Genomic DNA, 15,222 nt, shown 5'->3' on the forward strand with positions numbered 1-15,222 from the left:
GTTGGGAGAGGTCCGGTGAGCGAGCGCAAGCGAGCGAGCGATCAGGTCATCATGCCGCCGCGTTCGTATCCTGGCGCTTGCCCTACGGAGGTGGCGGCATGAGCTGGATCGCTCTGCTCCTGATCGGGATCGGCACGGTCGACTTCACGCACGCGCTCGTCGACCCGATCCGGCGGATCCGCTGGGTGCCCGAGGCGATCGGGGCCGTCGTCGTGGTCGCCTTCGGCCTGCTCTCCGCCCTCTTCGGGGGCGACCTCGCGGCGGTGATCGTCATCGCCGGGATCACGGTGCTGTGGGGCTTCCTGGCCCACCAGCCCCAGGGGTCGGCGGACAACCCGCATCCTGGGGTGCCGTTGGCCCTCCTGGTCGGGACGATCTTCCTCGGCATCCTGCTGGCCCCGGTGGCCGGCGAGGTCGGCGGGCCGGTCGCCGCCTGGGCGGACGACGCGCCCTGGGCCTGGGTCGAGGCGGCGCGCCCCGAGGCCGTGCTGCTCGCCTTCGGTGGCCTGCTGGTCCAGATCTCGACCGGCAACGTCGTGGTGCAGCTCGTCCTCGACGTCGCGAGGGTGGCCAACCCGCTCGACGGGGTCGACGGCAACAATCTCAAGGGCGGCAGGCTGCTGGGCCCGCTCGAGCGGCTGACCATCTTCGGCCTCGGTCTCACCGGCAGCATCGCGGCCGCCGGCCTGGTGGTCGCGGCCAAGGGTCTGATCCGCTGGCCGGAGCTGCAGTCGTTCCGCGGTGAGAACCGCGGCGACGGCGAGGGGCCGAGCATCAACGACGTGACCGAATACTTCCTGGTCGGCAGCTTCGTCTCCTGGATGACCTCGCTGGTGACCCTCGCCCTGGTCATCACCTAGAGCGCGACTAGATTGCGGTGTCATGACTGTGGGTAAGGCACTCGGACTCGTGGTGGCCGCGGTGCTCCTCGTGGGCGGAGGAGCGCTGGCGCTGACCGGCATGGGCTATCTCGGTGGCGGCGGCACGAGCACCGCCTGGTCCGTCGTCGGCGCGGCGCTGGCGGGGTTCGGAGTCGCGCTGGTGATCTCGATCTTCAAGGGCCCTGGCCGCTGACACCGGCGCGGAGGTCCCAGCCGTAACGTCGGACCGTTAGTGTTCACGCATGGGCAAGCAACAGGACTTCGTGCTCCGGGCACTCGAAGAGCGAGACGTACGTTTCGTGCGGCTGTGGTTCACCGATGTGCTCGGTTATCTGAAGTCGGTCGCGGTGGCGCCGGCCGAGCTCGAGAGCGCCTTCGCCGAGGGCATCGGGTTCGACGGCAGCGCGATCGAGGGATTCGCGCGGGTGACTGAGGCCGACATGCTGGCCCTGCCGGATCCGAGCACGTTCCAGATCCTGCCGTGGCGTACGGACGGCCCGTCCACCGGCCGGATGTTCTGCGACATCGTGATGCCCGACGGGTCCCCGTCCTACGCCGACCCGCGCTACGTGCTCAAGCGCACCCTGTCCAAAGCCGCGGAGAAGGGCTTCACCTTCTACACGCACCCCGAGATCGAGTTCTACCTGTTCAAGGACAACCCCGTCGACGGCACCGAGCCGACCCCGGTCGACTCCAGCGGTTACTTCGACCACACCGCCCAGTCGATGGGTGCCGACTTCCGGCGTGAGGCGATCACGATGCTGGAGGCCATGGGCATCTCGGTCGAATACAGCCACCACGAGGGCGGGCCCGGCCAGAACGAGATCGACCTGCGTTACGCCGATGCGCTGAGCACCGCCGACAACATCATGACCTTCCGCACGGTCATCCGTGAGGTGGCGCTGAGCCAGGGCATCTGGGCGAGCTTCATGCCGAAGCCGTTCACCGAGCACCCGGGCTCGGGGATGCACACCCACCTGAGCCTGTTCGAGGGCGACGCCAACGCCTTCTACGAGCCGGGTGCCGAATACCAGCTCTCCAAGACCGGCCGCAGCTTCATCGGTGGCGTGCTCCGCCACGCCCCGGAGATCACCGCGGTCACCAACCAGTGGGTCAACTCCTACAAGCGCCTGATCGGCGGGGGAGAGGCGCCGGCTCACGTCGCCTGGGGTCACAACAACCGCTCCGCGTTGGTCCGGGTGCCGATGTACAAGCCGCTCAAGGGCCAGTCCACCCGCATCGAGGTACGCACCCTCGACGCCGCCTGCAACCCCTACCTCGCCTTCGCCGTGATCCTGGCGGCGGGCATGAAGGGCATCGAGGAGGGCTACGAGCTGCCGCGCGAGGCCGAGGACGACGTGTGGGCTCTGACCGAGCGCGAGCGCAAGAGCCTGGGCATCGATCCGCTGCCGGAGAACCTCGACGAGGCGATCGGGATGGCCGAGGACTCCGAGCTGCTCGCCGAGACCCTGGGCGAGCACGTCTTCGACTTCTTCCTGCGCAACAAGCGCGCCGAATGGGCCGCCTACCGTGAGCAGGTGACCGCCTACGAGCGCTCCCGGATGCTGCCGGTCATCTGAGTCCGCAAACTGGTTGTCAGGGAAACTCAAGCCCGATTCCACACTTCCGATCCGGTGCTGCCACACTGGTTCGAACGGGAGAGTGGGAGTGATGTCGTTGAGTCTTCCCCGAGTGCTAGTGATCCAGCACGAGGAGACAGTTCCGCCGGCGTTGTTCGGTCATTGGCTGGCTGAGGCGGGCATGTGTGTCGACGTCTGCCGCGCCTATGCCGAGCCGATCCCGCCGCTCTCATCGCTGGACGCCTCCTACTCGGGGCTGCTCGTCATGGGCGGCTCGATGGACGCCGACTCCGACGACGCACACCCCTGGCTGGCGGTCACCCGCGAGCGCATCGCCCAGGCCGCCGAGGCCGGCATCCCGACGCTCGGGATCTGCCTGGGCCACCAGCTCGCCGCGATGGCGCTGGGCGGCACGGTGGAGCGCAGTCCGTTCGGGCTCACCGTGGGCGTGCACCCGGTGACCTGGGAGCCCGAGGTGCTCTTCGACCCGCTCATGCGTCTGCTGGCGGGCGACGACCGTGCCCTGCACTGGCACCGCGACGTCGTCGGCGAGCTTCCCGAGGGCACGGTCAAGCTGGCCAGCTCGATCGACGGCCAGGTCCAGGCGGCCCGGTTCGCCCCGACCGTGTGGGGCGTGCAGTTCCACCCCGAGGTCGACGCCGCCGCGGTCGCGGTCTGGGCGAACGAGTCCGTCGAGGAGCTCGAGCAGATCGGTCGCAGCGTCGACGACGTGGTCGCGACGGCCACCTTCGCCGAGAACGAGCTGATCAAGACCTGGCAGCCGCTGGCCTTCGGGTTCGCCCGTCTGGTCCGCGAGCGTGCCGCCGCCGTCGCCCCGGGCGGCACCCGTGGGGGCGTCATCCCGAGTCCTAGGCCCTGGAGCGCCTGAGCCCCGACCGGGTGACAGAATCGGGGCCATGACGTTGCCAGGCAAGGGCGAGCTGCTCCGGCTCGGCTTCAACGACCCGGACGCGGCCCTGAAGGATCTGGCAGGTCTCGGTGACGGCACCCAGGAGCTGTTGGCGATCCTCGGTCAGGCCGCGGACCCCGACGCCGCGCTGACTGGCCTGGTCACGCTCTCCGAGACGCAGGGGGACGGCCTCGTCGACGAGCTCGCCGACGACGAGGGCACCGCGATGCGGCTGGTCTCCGTGCTGGGCGCCTCGCCCGCGCTGACCGACCACCTCGCCCGCCATCCCGCTCACTGGCGCGAGCTGGCCGACCCGACCCTCGGCACGACCAGGCCCGCGGCGTACGTCTTCCGGGCGTCGCTGCTCGAGGCGGTCGGCGCGGAGCCGGGTGATGAGTGCCCGGTGGCGACGGTCGCGGACGCGGAAGCGGTCGACGCACTGCGGGTCGAATACCGCCGCTGGCTGCTCCGGCTCGCCGCCCGCGACCTGGCCCACCAGCTTCCGGTCGACGACGTTGCCGCCGAGCTCTCCGACCTGGCCTGCGGGACGCTCGAGGCGGCGCTGGCGGTCGCCCGCGCCCGGGTGGGCGCCGACGCCGACAAGGTGCGGCTGGCGGTCATCGCGATGGGGAAGTGCGGCGGCCACGAGCTCAACTACGTCTCCGACGTCGACGTGATCTTCGTCCACGAGGCCGCCGACGGGGTCGGCGACGACGTCTCGCTGCGGGTCGCCACCCAGCTTGCCAGCAATCTGATCCAGGTCTGCTCCGCCCACACCGCCGAGGGCACCATCTGGCCGGTCGACGCCGCGCTGCGCCCCGAGGGCAAGGCCGGCGCGCTCTCGCGCACCATCAGCGGCCACGTCGGCTATTACGAGCGCTGGGCGAGCACCTGGGAGTTCCAGGCGCTGCTCAAGGCGCGTCCGGCCGCAGGCGACCTCGACCTCGGCCGGGCCTACGTCGACGCGGTCAACCCGTTCGTGTGGAAGGCGGCCGATCGCGACGGCTTCGTCTCCGACACCCAGGCGATGCGGCGCCGGGTGATCGCCCACATCCCGTCCAAGGAGGCCGACCGCGAGCTCAAGCTCGGCGCCGGCGGTCTGCGCGACGTGGAGTTCGCCGTGCAGCTGCTGCAGCTGGTGCACGGCCGCACCGACACCGGGATCCGTCAACCCACCACGCTCTCCGCGCTGGCGGCGCTGACCCGGGCCGGCTACGTCGGGCGCGAGGACGGCGAGGCCATGCACGAGGCCTACGCCTTCCTGCGCCGGATGGAGCACCGGCTCCAGCTCCACCGGCTGCGGCGCACCCATGTCGTGCCCGACGACGAGGAGTCCCTGCGCTGGCTGGCGCGCTCGCTCGGCTACCTGCGCGACCCGGTCGTTCGGCTGGAGAAGGAGTGGGGCCATCAGCGGATCGAGGTACGTCGTCTCCACGAGAAGCTCTTCTACCGCCCGCTGCTCGACGCGGTCGCCCGGATCCCGTCCGGGCAGGCGCACCTGTCGGCTAAGGCTGCCGAGGAGCGGCTGACGGCGCTGGGCTACGCCGACCCCAAGGCCGCCCTGCGGCACCTGGAGGCGCTCACCACGGGCGTGTCCCGGCGCGCCGCGCTGCAGCGCGCGCTGCTGCCGGTGATGCTGCAGTGGCTCTCCGAGGGATCCGACCCCGACGCCGGGCTCTTCGGGTTCCGCCGGATCTCCGACGCGCTCGGCGCCACGCCGTGGTACCTCCGCTCCCTGCGCGACGAGGGCCTGGTCGCGCAGCACTTCGCCACCATCCTCTCGACCTCGCGCTACACCACGGCTCTCCTCGAACGCGAGCCCGAGGCGCTGCGCCTGCTCGGCCACGACTTGGCCCCGCTGTCGGCCGAGGCGCTGACCGACGAGATGGTCGCCCGCGCCGCGCGCCGGCGCACCACCACCTCCGCCGAGGAGGCCGTACGCCACATCCGGGCCATCCGCCGCCGCGAGCTGTTCCGGATCTCGGCCGCCGAGCTCCTCGGCGAGGCCGGGATCGACACCATCGGCGCCGCGCTGTCACGGCTGACCGACGCCACCTTGGAGGCGTCGCTGCGCACGGTGGTGGCCGAGGAGGTCGCCCGCCGCGAGCTCGACGAGGCGCCCACCCGGATCGCGATCATCGCGATGGGCCGCTACGGCGGCTTCGAGCTCTCCTATGCTTCCGACGCCGACGTGCTCTTCGTCCATCAGCCCGTCGAGGGCGTCGACCAGGGTGAGGCGACCCAGTTCGCCCTCAAGGTCATCGCCGACCTGCGCCGGCTGCTCGCGCTCCCGGGTGCCGACCCGCCCCTGGAGCTCGACGCCGACCTGCGCCCCGAGGGGCGGCAGGGCGCGCTGGTGCGGACACTGCCTGCGTACGCCTCCTACTACGCGAAGTGGTCGGGCATCTGGGAGTCGCAGGCGCTGCTGCGCGCCGACGCGGTGGTCGGCGACCCGCAGGTGCGGGACGCGTTCACCGAGATGATCGATCCGCTGCGCTACCCGGAGGGTGGCCTGAGCGAGGACGAGATCATCGAGGTGCGCCGCATCAAGGGCCGGGTCGACCACGAGCGGCTGCCGCGCGGCGCCGACCCCAACACCCATCTCAAGCTCGGCCGCGGCGGGCTCGCCGACATCGAGTGGACCGCCCAGCTGCTGCAGATGCGGCACGCGTACGCCGTCCCCGGGCTGCGCACACCTCGCACCGTCGAGGCGCTGCAGGCCGCCCGCGACGCCTCGCTGATCGATGCCGACGACGCCCAGACCCTCATCGAGGCGTGGCGGATGGTCAGCCGGGTGCGCAACGCGGTCACCCTCGCCCGTGGGCGCCCGGCCGACTCGCTGCCGGCGGGACCTGTCGAGCAGCATGCGGTCGCGGCGATTCTCGGCTATCCGGCGGGCGCGACCGATGAGCTGGTCAACGACTACCTGCGGATGACCCGGCTCGCCCACGGTGTGGTCGAGCGCGTCTTCTGGGAGTGAACGGACCGCGGGGGCAGGGGAGAGCGCCCCTGCCCCCGCGATCGTCTAGAGGTCGTTGCGCGGAGGCAGCCAGCCCGGGGTGCGCTGAACGCGAGGCTGCGGCTGGGCCGGCGGCTCGTCGCCCGCCTCGTTGTGGGAACGTCCGGCCTGGGGCCGGAAGAAGTCCGGCTGTCGCTCGGTGGCGCTGTTGGAGGCCTGCTGGGCGTAGGGCCGTGGCGTCCAGCGACCGTTCTGCGGCCGCAGCTGGGTCGGACGCTGGGGGCGCTGGGTGAACATGTTGCCGATGCCCTCAGCCGGCGGCTGGTTCGCCTGCGGGCTGCCGGACGCCGCCGGCTGACGCGTGGGGAGCGGCTGCAGCGGCTGCTGGGGCAGGTCGGGCTGCTGCCCGAACGGCTGGGGGTGCTGGGGACCGGACTGGTGCATGGGCTGCGGACCGGACTGCTGGCCGGCGATCGCCGGCTGCCCGAACGTCGGGCGCCGGGGCATCATCGGGTGAGCGCCGGAGTCGGCGCCCGGGCGCTGGTTCGGAGTCCACGGGTCGTCGAGGTCGTCGTTGATGCCGGCGAACATCGTGCCGAAGCCGATCACGATGAGCATGCCCGCCGAGATCGCGAAGATCGGCATCGCCAGGTAGACCGGGTCGGCGCCGCTGACGTGGCCCAGCTTGTCGTCGGGGGAGCTGTGGATCTCGAGGGCCAGCATGCCGGTGTAGTGCATGACGCACACGCCGATGCCCATGATCACGGCAGCCCCCACCCGCATGAGGTTGGTCGTGACGGTGAACGCGAAGAAGAGCGCGAGCGCGGAGGCGACCAGCGCGATGACCACCGAGGCGACGACGACCGCTGGCTTCCAGGCCATCTTGGCGCTCATGTCCATGGCGTACATGCCGGTGTAGTGCATCGCGCACACGCCGGCCCCGGTGACCAGGCCACCGACGATGTAGCCGGCGTTGCCGCGCATCGCCGTCGCGATGAGCATGCCGACCATCGCGGCCACGATCGCCGCAGCGAGCGAGATCAGGGTGATGCCGATGTCCAGGGCGTAGGCCACGTGGCTGTCGAAGGCCAGCATGCCGATGAAGTGCATGGACCAGATCGCGCCGCCGCCGATGGAGGTGGCGGCGCCGAAGAGCCACAGCCACGAACCCGAGCCGGTGGTCTTGCGGGCGCGGGTCGCGCAGGTCAGACCGACCCATGAGCCGAGGACGGAGATGATGAACGACATCGCGACCAGCGGTTGGCTGAACGCTCCGATGGTCACTTCCTCGATGGTGGTCACGCTGATGAACTTCCTCTCGTTCCTCGCCGAGTGGGGGATCGGGGGCGAGGTAGCGTCAGCACAGAACAGATGCCCTAGGGGGTATCCGAAATGTACCCATGAATGGCTGATGGTTCCGTTGTCGTGTGGGTCACAATAGAGGCACAAGTCCCCCAAATGCGCATGGGGGTAACCTTTTTCTCGGTATGCACAGAGATCTTTACGTACTCGAGATGGACGACATGCAGCAGTCGGCCGTCGATCTGGGGGATCCGACCCGCCTCGTCTTCGACTACATGCGGCGTGCCGGCGATGTTATCGACCGGCTGCCGCCGGGGCCAGTGCGGATCGTGCACGTCGGGGGTGCCGCGATGACGCTTCCGCGCTACGTCCACGCCACCCGGCCCCGCTCCTCCCAGATCGTCCTCGAGCCGTCGATCGAGGTCATCGAGCGCGTACGCAGCGAGGCGCCGCTCCCGCCGCGCAGCGGCATCAAGGTGCGTCCCGTCGACGGAAAGGCGGGCATCTGCGGCGTACGCGACGGCTTCGCCGACATGGTGATCCTCGACGCCTTCGACGGCGGCCGCACCCCCGACGAGCTCACCACCGCCGCCTTCGTCGAGGACGTACGCCGCGTGCTGGCGCCGTCCGGCGTCCTCGTTGCCAACCTCGTCGACCGGGCGCCGTTCGCCCGGGTGCGCGACTTCGTCGCGGTCGCCCGTGATCTCGGGGACGTGGTCGTCGGCGTCGAGCCGGCGACGCTGAAGGGCCGCCGCCCCGGCAACCTGGTGATCGCCTGCGGTGCGGTGCCGGAGGCGCCGTTCGGGTCGCCGTCCCCGATGGAGTACCGCATCTTCACTGGCCGAGCGGTCGCCGACTCCTTCGGCGGCGGGGCCCGGCACTAGGCTGCGAGTATGTCGATCGAGCTCGCCCGCGCCCACTTGGACCGATTCGGACGAGGTGGGGACATCATCGAGTCGGAGGAGTCGAAGGCGACCGTCGAGCTCGCCGCGGTGGCTCTCGGTGTGACCCCGGCGGAGATCGCCAAGACCATCAGCCTCTACACCGAGGACCGCACCGCCGCGATCCTCGTCGTCGCGGCCGGCGACGCCAAGATCGCCAACGCGAAGTTCAAGGCCCACTTCGGGACCAAGGCACGCATGCTCGCGGCCGAGGACGTGGAGCCGATGACCGGCCATGCGATCGGCGGCGTCTGCCCGTTCGGCAACCCGCCCTCGGCCGAGGTCTGGCTCGATGCCTCGCTCAAGCGCTTCGACATGGTCTACCCCGCCGCGGGCGGCGCCAACACGACCATCGCGCTCACCCTCGGTGACCTGGAGACGATCAGCGAGGCGCGCGGCTGGGTCGACGTCACCAAGCTTCCCGAGACCGTCTGACCGAGCCGGCTTCAAAAGGGGGACAGCCCCTCGCTCTTGCCGAAGCAGGAGCAAGGGGCTGTCGTGAAAGCCAGAGTCAGACCGGACGGACGTTCTCGGCCTGCGGGCCCTTCGGGCCCTGGGTGACGTCGAACTCGACGCGCTGGTTCTCGTCCAGGGTCTTGTAGCCCTGGGTCTGGATCGCAGAGAAGTGCACGAAGACGTCGTCGCCCCCGTTGTCCTGGGCGATGAAGCCGAAGCCCTTGTCGCCGTTGAACCACTTCACGGTTCCCTGAGTCATGAATCTAATCCTTGTGTACACAGGGCGACTCCGTGCCGCCCTTTGGGCGTTGAATCCACGAGTCCTGATTTCTGCTTCTGCGGAAGACCAAGTGCTGCACGAACGGTCACCGAGAGCAACCGCGAAGCGCGTGGGGACGCCTCCTTCAACGCCGATAAGCCTACATGCCATGGGCCCACTTCGGGCATCCCCGATTTTTCGGCGTTTCAGGCGTCGGGTCCGGCGTGGAACCGTGGGCGTACGGAAGGTTCGGTTTTGACAACCCCGAGCATCGCCTCGACAAGATCGGGGTACCGCCGTTCTACCCGACGAGATAGGGGTCTACGTGGACCAGCCATGGTGGCGCGAAGCAGTCGCGTATCAGATCTACCCGCGATCGTTCGCGGACTCGAACGGCGACGGGCTCGGCGACCTGCAGGGCATCACGGATCATCTGGACTACCTCGCCGCGCTGGGCGTGGACGCGATCTGGATCTGCCCCTTCTACACCTCGCCGCAGAACGACCACGGCTACGACGTCGCCGACTACTGCGACGTCGACCCGATCTTCGGCACCCTCGAAGACGCCGACCACCTGATCGCGCGGGCGCACGAGCTCGCCCTGAAGGTGATCGTCGACCTGGTGCCCAACCACACCTCCTCGGCCCACCCCTGGTTCGTCGAGGCGCTCGCGGCCGTTCCCGGGTCGAGTGCCCGCGACCGCTACATCTTCCGCGACGGCCGTGGTGAGGCGGGGGAGGAGCCGCCGACCAACTGGCGCTCGGTCTTCGGCGGTCCGGCGTGGACCCGGGTCGAGGACGGCCAGTGGTACCTCCACCTCTTCGACGACGACCAGCCCGACCTCAACTGGCACAACCCTGAGGTCGTCGCCGAGTTCACCAAGATCCTCACCTTCTGGCTCGACCGCGGCGTCGACGGCTTCCGGGTCGACATCGCCCACGGGCTCTTCAAGGACCTGCGCGACCAGGTCGTGCCCGAGGGGGTCGCCCTCACCTCCGACGCCGCCGTCATGTATCAGCGAGGCGTCACCGACGCGCCGATGTGGGACAACCCGGAGGTCCACGAGATCTACCGTGCCTGGCGCAAGCTGATCGACTCCTTCGACGGCGACCGGATGATGGTCGCCGAGGCCTGGACTCCTGGCCCGGCGGAGCTGCGGCGCTACGTACGTGCCGACGAGTTCAACCAGGCCTTCAACTTCTCCTGGTTGCAGGCGCCCTGGTCCGCCGAGGCGTTCACCGAGGTCATCGAGTCGACGCTGAAGGCGCTCGGCCCGTCGCGGGCGGCGCCGACCTGGGTCCTGTCCAACCACGATGTCGTACGCCACCGCTCGCGCTACGGCGACGGGCTTCAGGCGCTCCACCGGGCGCGGGCGGCGACACTGGCGATGCTGGCGCTGCCGGGGTCTGCGTACCTCTACCAGGGGGAGGAGCTGGGCCTGCCACAGGTCTATCTACCGCCCGAGTACCAGGAGGATCCGTGGTCGGAGACCGGTGAGGGCGGTCGTGACGGGTGCCGGGTGCCGCTGCCGTGGAGCGGGTTCGAGCCGCCCTTCGGGTTCAGCGCCGTGCCCGACGAGGACCTGCCGACGCAGCCGTGGCTCCCGCAGCCCGCCGAGTGGGTCGATCTCACCGTGGCCGCGCAGAACGGCGTCAAGGACTCGACGCTGGAGTTCTACCGGGCGGCGCTGGCGGCGCGGCGGGCCTATGCGCTGGGTGCCGACGAGGACGTCGAGATCCTGGACGCGCCCGAGGGTGTGGTGTCGTTCCGGCGCGGCGGGGTCGGTGGTTCCGAGGACACCCGGAGCGAGCTGATCGTCGTGCTCAACTGCGGCATGGAGCCGACGCCGCTGCCCGAGGGCGAGATCGTGATGTACAGCGGCGACCCGGTGGTCGGCGACCTACCCACCGACTCCGCGGTCTGGATCCTCGCCCCCGCGGCAGGCTGATCCGGCTACCGATGCGATCCGGCCCGACCGTGGGCTGGCAGGCAGCCGTGAGACATCGCGCGGTGGTGCCGGTGCTTCTTGTGGAAGAGAAGCGCACCACCGGCGATCGCGGCGAAGACCCACCACGGCACGCCCATCACCATCAGCCCGATCGCCACCAGCAGGAAGCAGGCGACCAGCGGAAAGGCTCGCGGCCGGTCCCGGCGCGGTCGTCGGATGACCGGGGTCGGCTGCGGTGCGCTCCTCGGCAGATCGGTGAAGAGCATCTCCAGGTCGGCGCGCACCTTCGCGGACCAGACCGCGTCCAGGCGCTCGTAGTAGTCGTCGTCGGAGAGCCGGCCGGTCGAGTAGTGCTCGGCGAGCCTCGCCGACGCCTCCTCCCGGTCGGCCTCGCTCACCCGCAGGTTGTCGAGGTTGCTCATGTCGTCTCCCCTTGTGTCTCGCGTGAAGCCATCGACTGTCGGCGTAGTGTCTCGATATATCGCGAGGGTACGCCGGAAGGAATATGGCCACAAGGGACTTTCGTCGGGACTCGGCCGTCCGGCCTCAGGTGAGCAGCACGACCACCAGCAGGATCGCCGGCACCGTGGCCAGCGTGCTCACGAAGATGACGTCGCGGGCCAGCAGGACCGCCCGGTTGTAGCGCTGCGCGACGACGAACACGTTCTGCGCGGTCGGCAGTGCGGAGAGCACCGTCACCGCCAGCAGGGCCTCGGCGTCGAGCCCGAGCAGGAACCGCCCGATGACGTACGCCGCCACCGGCTGCACCACCTGCTTGGTCGCGACCACGGCGGCGAGGTCCAGCGGCGGCACGCCCCGCCCCGGGAGCGGACCGAGCCGAAGTGCCACCCCGTAGGCGATCAGCATCGACGGGACCGCCATCCCGGCCACCAGGTCCAGCGGGTCGGAGACCGCGGTCGGCAGGTCGAGGTCGGTGACGGAGAGTGCCACCCCGATCAAAGAGGCGACGGTGATCGGGTTGGTCAACGGGCGGCGCAGGACCGCCCAGAACGAGAGTCTGGTCGTGCTCGCGTCGGCGTCGAGGATCACCAGCGCCAGAGGCTGGAGCACGAGCATCTGCAGCAGGAGTGTCGGGGCGACCAGAACGGGGTCGCCCAGGACGTACGACGCGATCGGGAGGCCGAGGTTGCCGGCGTTGGCGTAGCAGCCGCACAGCGTCGCGACCACCGTGGTGCCCAGGTCGCGGCGGCGCAGGCGCGCGACGGTGGCGATCAGCGTGCCCGAGACCAGCACGGCGCCGGCGACCGCGACCAGGTTGCCGGAGAAGACGAAGCCGAGGTCGCTGTCGTCCATCACCGTGATCAGCAGGGCCGGGCTGGCGACGTAGAACGCGAGCGTCGAGAGAGTGCGCTGGCCGTGCTGGTCGAGGATCTTGAGCTGGGCGAGGAGGGCGCCGAGAGCGATGAGGACGCTGATCGTGGCGAAGCCGGTGAAGACGCCTGCCACTAGAGCTCGCGCCGCAGGTCGAGGAGGCCGCGGGCGGCGTGCTCGGTGACGATGCGCTCGGCCTCGACGGCATCGCGGGCACGCAGCGCGATCACCAGCGCACGGTGCTCGGCGTAGCGGTCGGCGCCGAACTCGTCCCCGGCGAGCAGGTGTGAGCGGGAGATCTCCCGCTGGCGCGACCGGCTCAGCGAGCGGGACTGCTCCAGGAGGCGGACGAGGACCGGGTTGTGGGCCGCGGCGTTGACCTGCTCGTTGAACTGGCCGAGCACGTCGAGGAAGCGGTCGGCATGCTTCTCGACCGGCCTGCCGTCGCGGTGGCGCGCCCGGATCAGGATCACCAGGTCGTCGGCCTCGTCGAGCAGGCGGTCGAGCTCGTCGAGCTCGTCGTCGGTCGCGTGCCTCGCCGCGAACCGGGCGGCGAGGCCGCGCAGCGCGACCTCCACCTCGGCCAGGTCGTGGCTGGCGTCCTCCTCGATGCGCGCGACCAGGGTCGTGCGCGGCCCCACCCGCTCCACGAGTCCGTCGAGCTCGAGCCGCCGGATCGCCTCGCGGACCGGGGTCGGGCTGACGCCCAGACGCTCGGCCATGCCGCGCTCGGTCACCTTCGCCCCGGGCTCGAGCTCGCCGGATCCGATCTGGCTTCGTAATGCCTGGTAGACGCGCTCGGCGATGGTCGTGGTCTCCGCGGTGGTCTCAGGGGAGGAGAGCGACATGGACCTGATCCTAGGCCACTTTTCCAATAATGCCACCTCTTGACTGTTTTGCTGTAGCAAAACTACTGTGAGCGCCGCCACAGCCCAGAGATCACGGAGGTCCCTGCGGCGTACGAGTTCGTGCTCAACCACGCCGTCGACAGCCTCACCCCGACCGCGATGTTCCGCACCGAGATCGATGACGAGATGGATGTGAAGCACGATGCCTGAGACCACCCTGGGGGACCTCGCGATCGAGGTCCGCTCCAAGAACGCCGGGCCGTTCTGGATCACGATGGAGCTGTTCATGCGCGACGCCGACGGCTACCGCATCGCCGCCGACGAGACGTACCTGAACGAGGGCGTCGTCGCCGAGCTCTACCGAGTCCACCCCGCATCGGTCCAGATCTTCCGGATCCCGTCGCTCAACGTCGTCAAGATCTCCTATCCGCGCCCGGTCTCGCAGGGGTCGCCGCGGGACCGCGACACCCACGCCGGCCAGCACCACGTGCCACTGGCCCAGCTCGTCGTGCCGTGAGCTAGAGGTCCACGTGGTCGCAGATCGCCTGGGCCCAGCGCTCGTAGCCCGCCGGTGAGGCATGGAACCCGTCGGCGGCGAAGAAGGACGGCTCGGCGGGACCCAGGTCGGCCGAGCTGACCCACTGCACCGACGTACGTCCGGCGCAGACCAGCCGCGCCGCCACGTCGAGCGCCTTCCCGCGCTCGGCGAGGTAGCGCCGCAGGGTGCGGGGGAGCGATGGGAAGGCGCCGAACTCCGGGATCCCCGGGAGCACGGTGTGTGCGGCGTGCTCCTGGAGGGTCTCGACGATCGCGGTCAGGTCGCGCGTCCAGGCCTCGACCGAGCGCCGGGCGAGGATGTCGTTGACACCCACCAGGAGGACGGCGAGGTCCCACTCACCGGTGACCTTGGTGAGGATGCCGTGCCGGATCCGCTCGCTGGTCGCGCCGTACTTCCCCAGCGCCCGCCACTCGACCGGACGCTCGGTGCGCTTCCCGATCGCGCGGGCCATCGACCCGGCGAAGGCGAGGTCGTGCGTGGGGGCGCCGCGCCCGGACGCGGAGGAGTCGCCGATCACCAGCAGGCGCAGCGGCCTCGCCCCGTCCTGGGCCGCCGGACCCGGCACGAAGCCCTTCGTCGGACCCTCCGGACGGGGTTCCTTTCCGATGGTCCGATGGACGTACGCGGCCTGTGCGGCGACCAGTGGGAGCAGCAGTGGATTCATCGTCTCTCCCTCAGCGGTTTGTCGTGACGTACGTGCTCTTCCGTCGTTCTACAGCGCGTGCTCCGGCGGGTCTCCGACGTTGGCTGAACGGTGGGCGAATGTCCCCGGAAGGTTTGACACAGACGCTCCTCACCCCGGTCACCGCTGGGGTACAAGACATGGGAATCAAAGACACGTGACCTGACTCACTGCGTGCCGGCCCTAGCATCACGCCCGTCGTGAGCGCTCGACCACAACCCTCCCCTCACTCGAAGGAATGCGAAGCCATGTCCGACTTCATCAGCGGCATCTTCAACCGACACAAGACCGAGCAGCCGAAGCCCGGGGAGGTGGAGCCGACCGACGCCTCCGCCCCCGTCTATGGCGAGACCCTGTCCACCCCCGAGGCCACTGCGTACGTCGCAGAGCCTGCTGTCGAGCCGGTCGCCGGGCCGGTCGCCGGGCCGGTCGCCGAGCCGGCCGTTGAGCCGGCCGTTGAGCCGGTCGTTGAGCCGGTCGTTGAGCCGGCCGTTGAGCCGGCCGTTGAGCCGGCCGTTGAGCCTGCGGTTGAGCCCGCCGCGGCGTCGGCTGCCGAGCCTGCCGC

General features: G+C 70.0%; 16 protein-coding genes. 10 read left to right on the forward strand and 6 right to left on the reverse strand.

The window, feature by feature from the left end; translation table 11 throughout:
- The first annotated feature begins 98 nt into the window (after positions 1 to 98).
- The 5 genes from ACFVJS_RS18400 to ACFVJS_RS18420 all read left to right on the forward strand — a co-directional run bounded on the left by ACFVJS_RS18400 (position 99) and on the right by ACFVJS_RS18420 (position 6,351).
- Positions 99 to 860: a hypothetical protein gene (locus ACFVJS_RS18400; RefSeq protein ID WP_378883138.1), complete on the forward strand. Its 762-nt coding sequence runs from the start codon at positions 99 to 101 to the stop codon at positions 858 to 860.
- 22 nt (positions 861 to 882) lie between these two features.
- Positions 883 to 1,074 carry a hypothetical protein gene (locus ACFVJS_RS18405; RefSeq protein ID WP_378883140.1) on the forward strand — a complete coding sequence of 64 codons (192 nt, stop codon included), beginning with the start codon at positions 883 to 885 and terminating at the stop codon, positions 1,072 to 1,074.
- A 49-nt stretch (positions 1,075 to 1,123) separates the two neighbouring features.
- On the forward strand, positions 1,124 to 2,461 hold the full coding sequence (gene glnA / locus ACFVJS_RS18410; protein WP_378883142.1) for a type I glutamate--ammonia ligase: 1,338 nt from the start codon (positions 1,124 to 1,126) through the stop codon (positions 2,459 to 2,461).
- A 112-nt stretch (positions 2,462 to 2,573) separates the two neighbouring features.
- Positions 2,574 to 3,350 carry a type 1 glutamine amidotransferase gene (locus ACFVJS_RS18415; protein ID WP_378883145.1) on the forward strand — a complete coding sequence of 259 codons (777 nt, stop codon included), beginning with the start codon at positions 2,574 to 2,576 and terminating at the stop codon, positions 3,348 to 3,350.
- 28 nt (positions 3,351 to 3,378) lie between these two features.
- The gene (locus ACFVJS_RS18420; RefSeq protein ID WP_378883148.1) at positions 3,379 to 6,351 is read left to right on the forward strand and encodes a bifunctional [glutamine synthetase] adenylyltransferase/[glutamine synthetase]-adenylyl-L-tyrosine phosphorylase; all 2,973 of its coding nucleotides are present in this window, start codon (positions 3,379 to 3,381) and stop codon (positions 6,349 to 6,351) included.
- Positions 6,352 to 6,396: 45 nt separating this feature from the next.
- On the opposite strand, the gene ACFVJS_RS18425 is transcribed toward ACFVJS_RS18420, so the two are convergent.
- Positions 6,397 to 7,632, reverse strand: coding sequence for an MHYT domain-containing protein (locus ACFVJS_RS18425; RefSeq protein WP_378883151.1), 1,236 nt, complete (start codon positions 7,630 to 7,632; stop codon positions 6,397 to 6,399).
- Positions 7,633 to 7,844: 212 nt separating this feature from the next.
- Here ACFVJS_RS18425 and ACFVJS_RS18430 point away from each other — a divergent pair, with 212 nt between their 5' ends.
- Together ACFVJS_RS18430 and ACFVJS_RS18435 are read left to right on the forward strand one after the other, a co-directional pair.
- On the forward strand, positions 7,845 to 8,516 hold the full coding sequence (locus tag ACFVJS_RS18430; RefSeq protein ID WP_378883154.1) for a spermidine synthase: 672 nt from the start codon (positions 7,845 to 7,847) through the stop codon (positions 8,514 to 8,516).
- Between the two features lie 9 nt (positions 8,517 to 8,525).
- On the forward strand, positions 8,526 to 9,008 hold the full coding sequence (locus ACFVJS_RS18435) for a YbaK/EbsC family protein (RefSeq protein WP_378883157.1): 483 nt from the start codon (positions 8,526 to 8,528) through the stop codon (positions 9,006 to 9,008).
- A 76-nt stretch (positions 9,009 to 9,084) separates the two neighbouring features.
- On the opposite strand, the gene ACFVJS_RS18440 is transcribed toward ACFVJS_RS18435, so the two are convergent.
- Positions 9,085 to 9,288, reverse strand: coding sequence for a cold-shock protein (locus tag ACFVJS_RS18440; protein WP_008357755.1), 204 nt, complete (start codon positions 9,286 to 9,288; stop codon positions 9,085 to 9,087).
- A 325-nt stretch (positions 9,289 to 9,613) separates the two neighbouring features.
- Here ACFVJS_RS18440 and ACFVJS_RS18445 point away from each other — a divergent pair, with 325 nt between their 5' ends.
- The gene (locus tag ACFVJS_RS18445) at positions 9,614 to 11,236 is read left to right on the forward strand and encodes a glycoside hydrolase family 13 protein (RefSeq protein WP_378883162.1); all 1,623 of its coding nucleotides are present in this window, start codon (positions 9,614 to 9,616) and stop codon (positions 11,234 to 11,236) included.
- Positions 11,237 to 11,241: 5 nt separating this feature from the next.
- Here the strand turns inward: ACFVJS_RS18445 and ACFVJS_RS18450 are convergent, their stop codons facing one another.
- The 3 genes from ACFVJS_RS18450 to ACFVJS_RS18460 form a co-directional block, all read right to left on the reverse strand.
- Positions 11,242 to 11,658, reverse strand: a complete 417-nt coding sequence (locus tag ACFVJS_RS18450; protein WP_378883165.1) for a DUF1707 domain-containing protein — start codon at positions 11,656 to 11,658, stop codon at positions 11,242 to 11,244.
- 124 nt (positions 11,659 to 11,782) lie between these two features.
- On the reverse strand, positions 11,783 to 12,703 hold the full coding sequence (locus tag ACFVJS_RS18455) for an AEC family transporter (RefSeq protein WP_378883168.1): 921 nt from the start codon (positions 12,701 to 12,703) through the stop codon (positions 11,783 to 11,785).
- Positions 12,703 to 13,416 (reverse strand): GntR family transcriptional regulator, encoded by a 714-nt coding sequence (locus ACFVJS_RS18460; protein WP_378883170.1) that lies wholly within the window; start codon positions 13,414 to 13,416, stop codon positions 12,703 to 12,705. Before ACFVJS_RS18460 ends, ACFVJS_RS18455 begins: the two co-directional genes overlap by 1 nt.
- A gap of 202 nt (positions 13,417 to 13,618) precedes the next feature.
- Here ACFVJS_RS18460 and ACFVJS_RS18465 point away from each other — a divergent pair, with 202 nt between their 5' ends.
- Positions 13,619 to 13,933 carry a DUF4387 domain-containing protein gene (locus ACFVJS_RS18465; protein WP_378883173.1) on the forward strand — a complete coding sequence of 105 codons (315 nt, stop codon included), beginning with the start codon at positions 13,619 to 13,621 and terminating at the stop codon, positions 13,931 to 13,933.
- Position 13,934: 1 nt separating this feature from the next.
- Here ACFVJS_RS18465 and ACFVJS_RS18470 read toward each other — a convergent pair whose 3' ends face one another.
- Entirely contained in the window at positions 13,935 to 14,639 is a 705-nt protein-coding gene (locus tag ACFVJS_RS18470; RefSeq protein ID WP_378883175.1) for an SGNH/GDSL hydrolase family protein, read from the reverse strand.
- A gap of 266 nt (positions 14,640 to 14,905) precedes the next feature.
- On the opposite strand from ACFVJS_RS18470, the gene ACFVJS_RS18475 reads away from it, so the two are divergent.
- A partial coding sequence (locus ACFVJS_RS18475; protein ID WP_378883177.1) for a hypothetical protein occupies positions 14,906 to 15,222 on the forward strand: 317 nt, incomplete at its 3' end.

Origin of the sequence: Nocardioides sp. NPDC057772 (assembly GCF_042798075.1) — a bacterium.
Lineage (GTDB): Bacteria > Actinomycetota > Actinomycetes > Propionibacteriales > Nocardioidaceae > Nocardioides.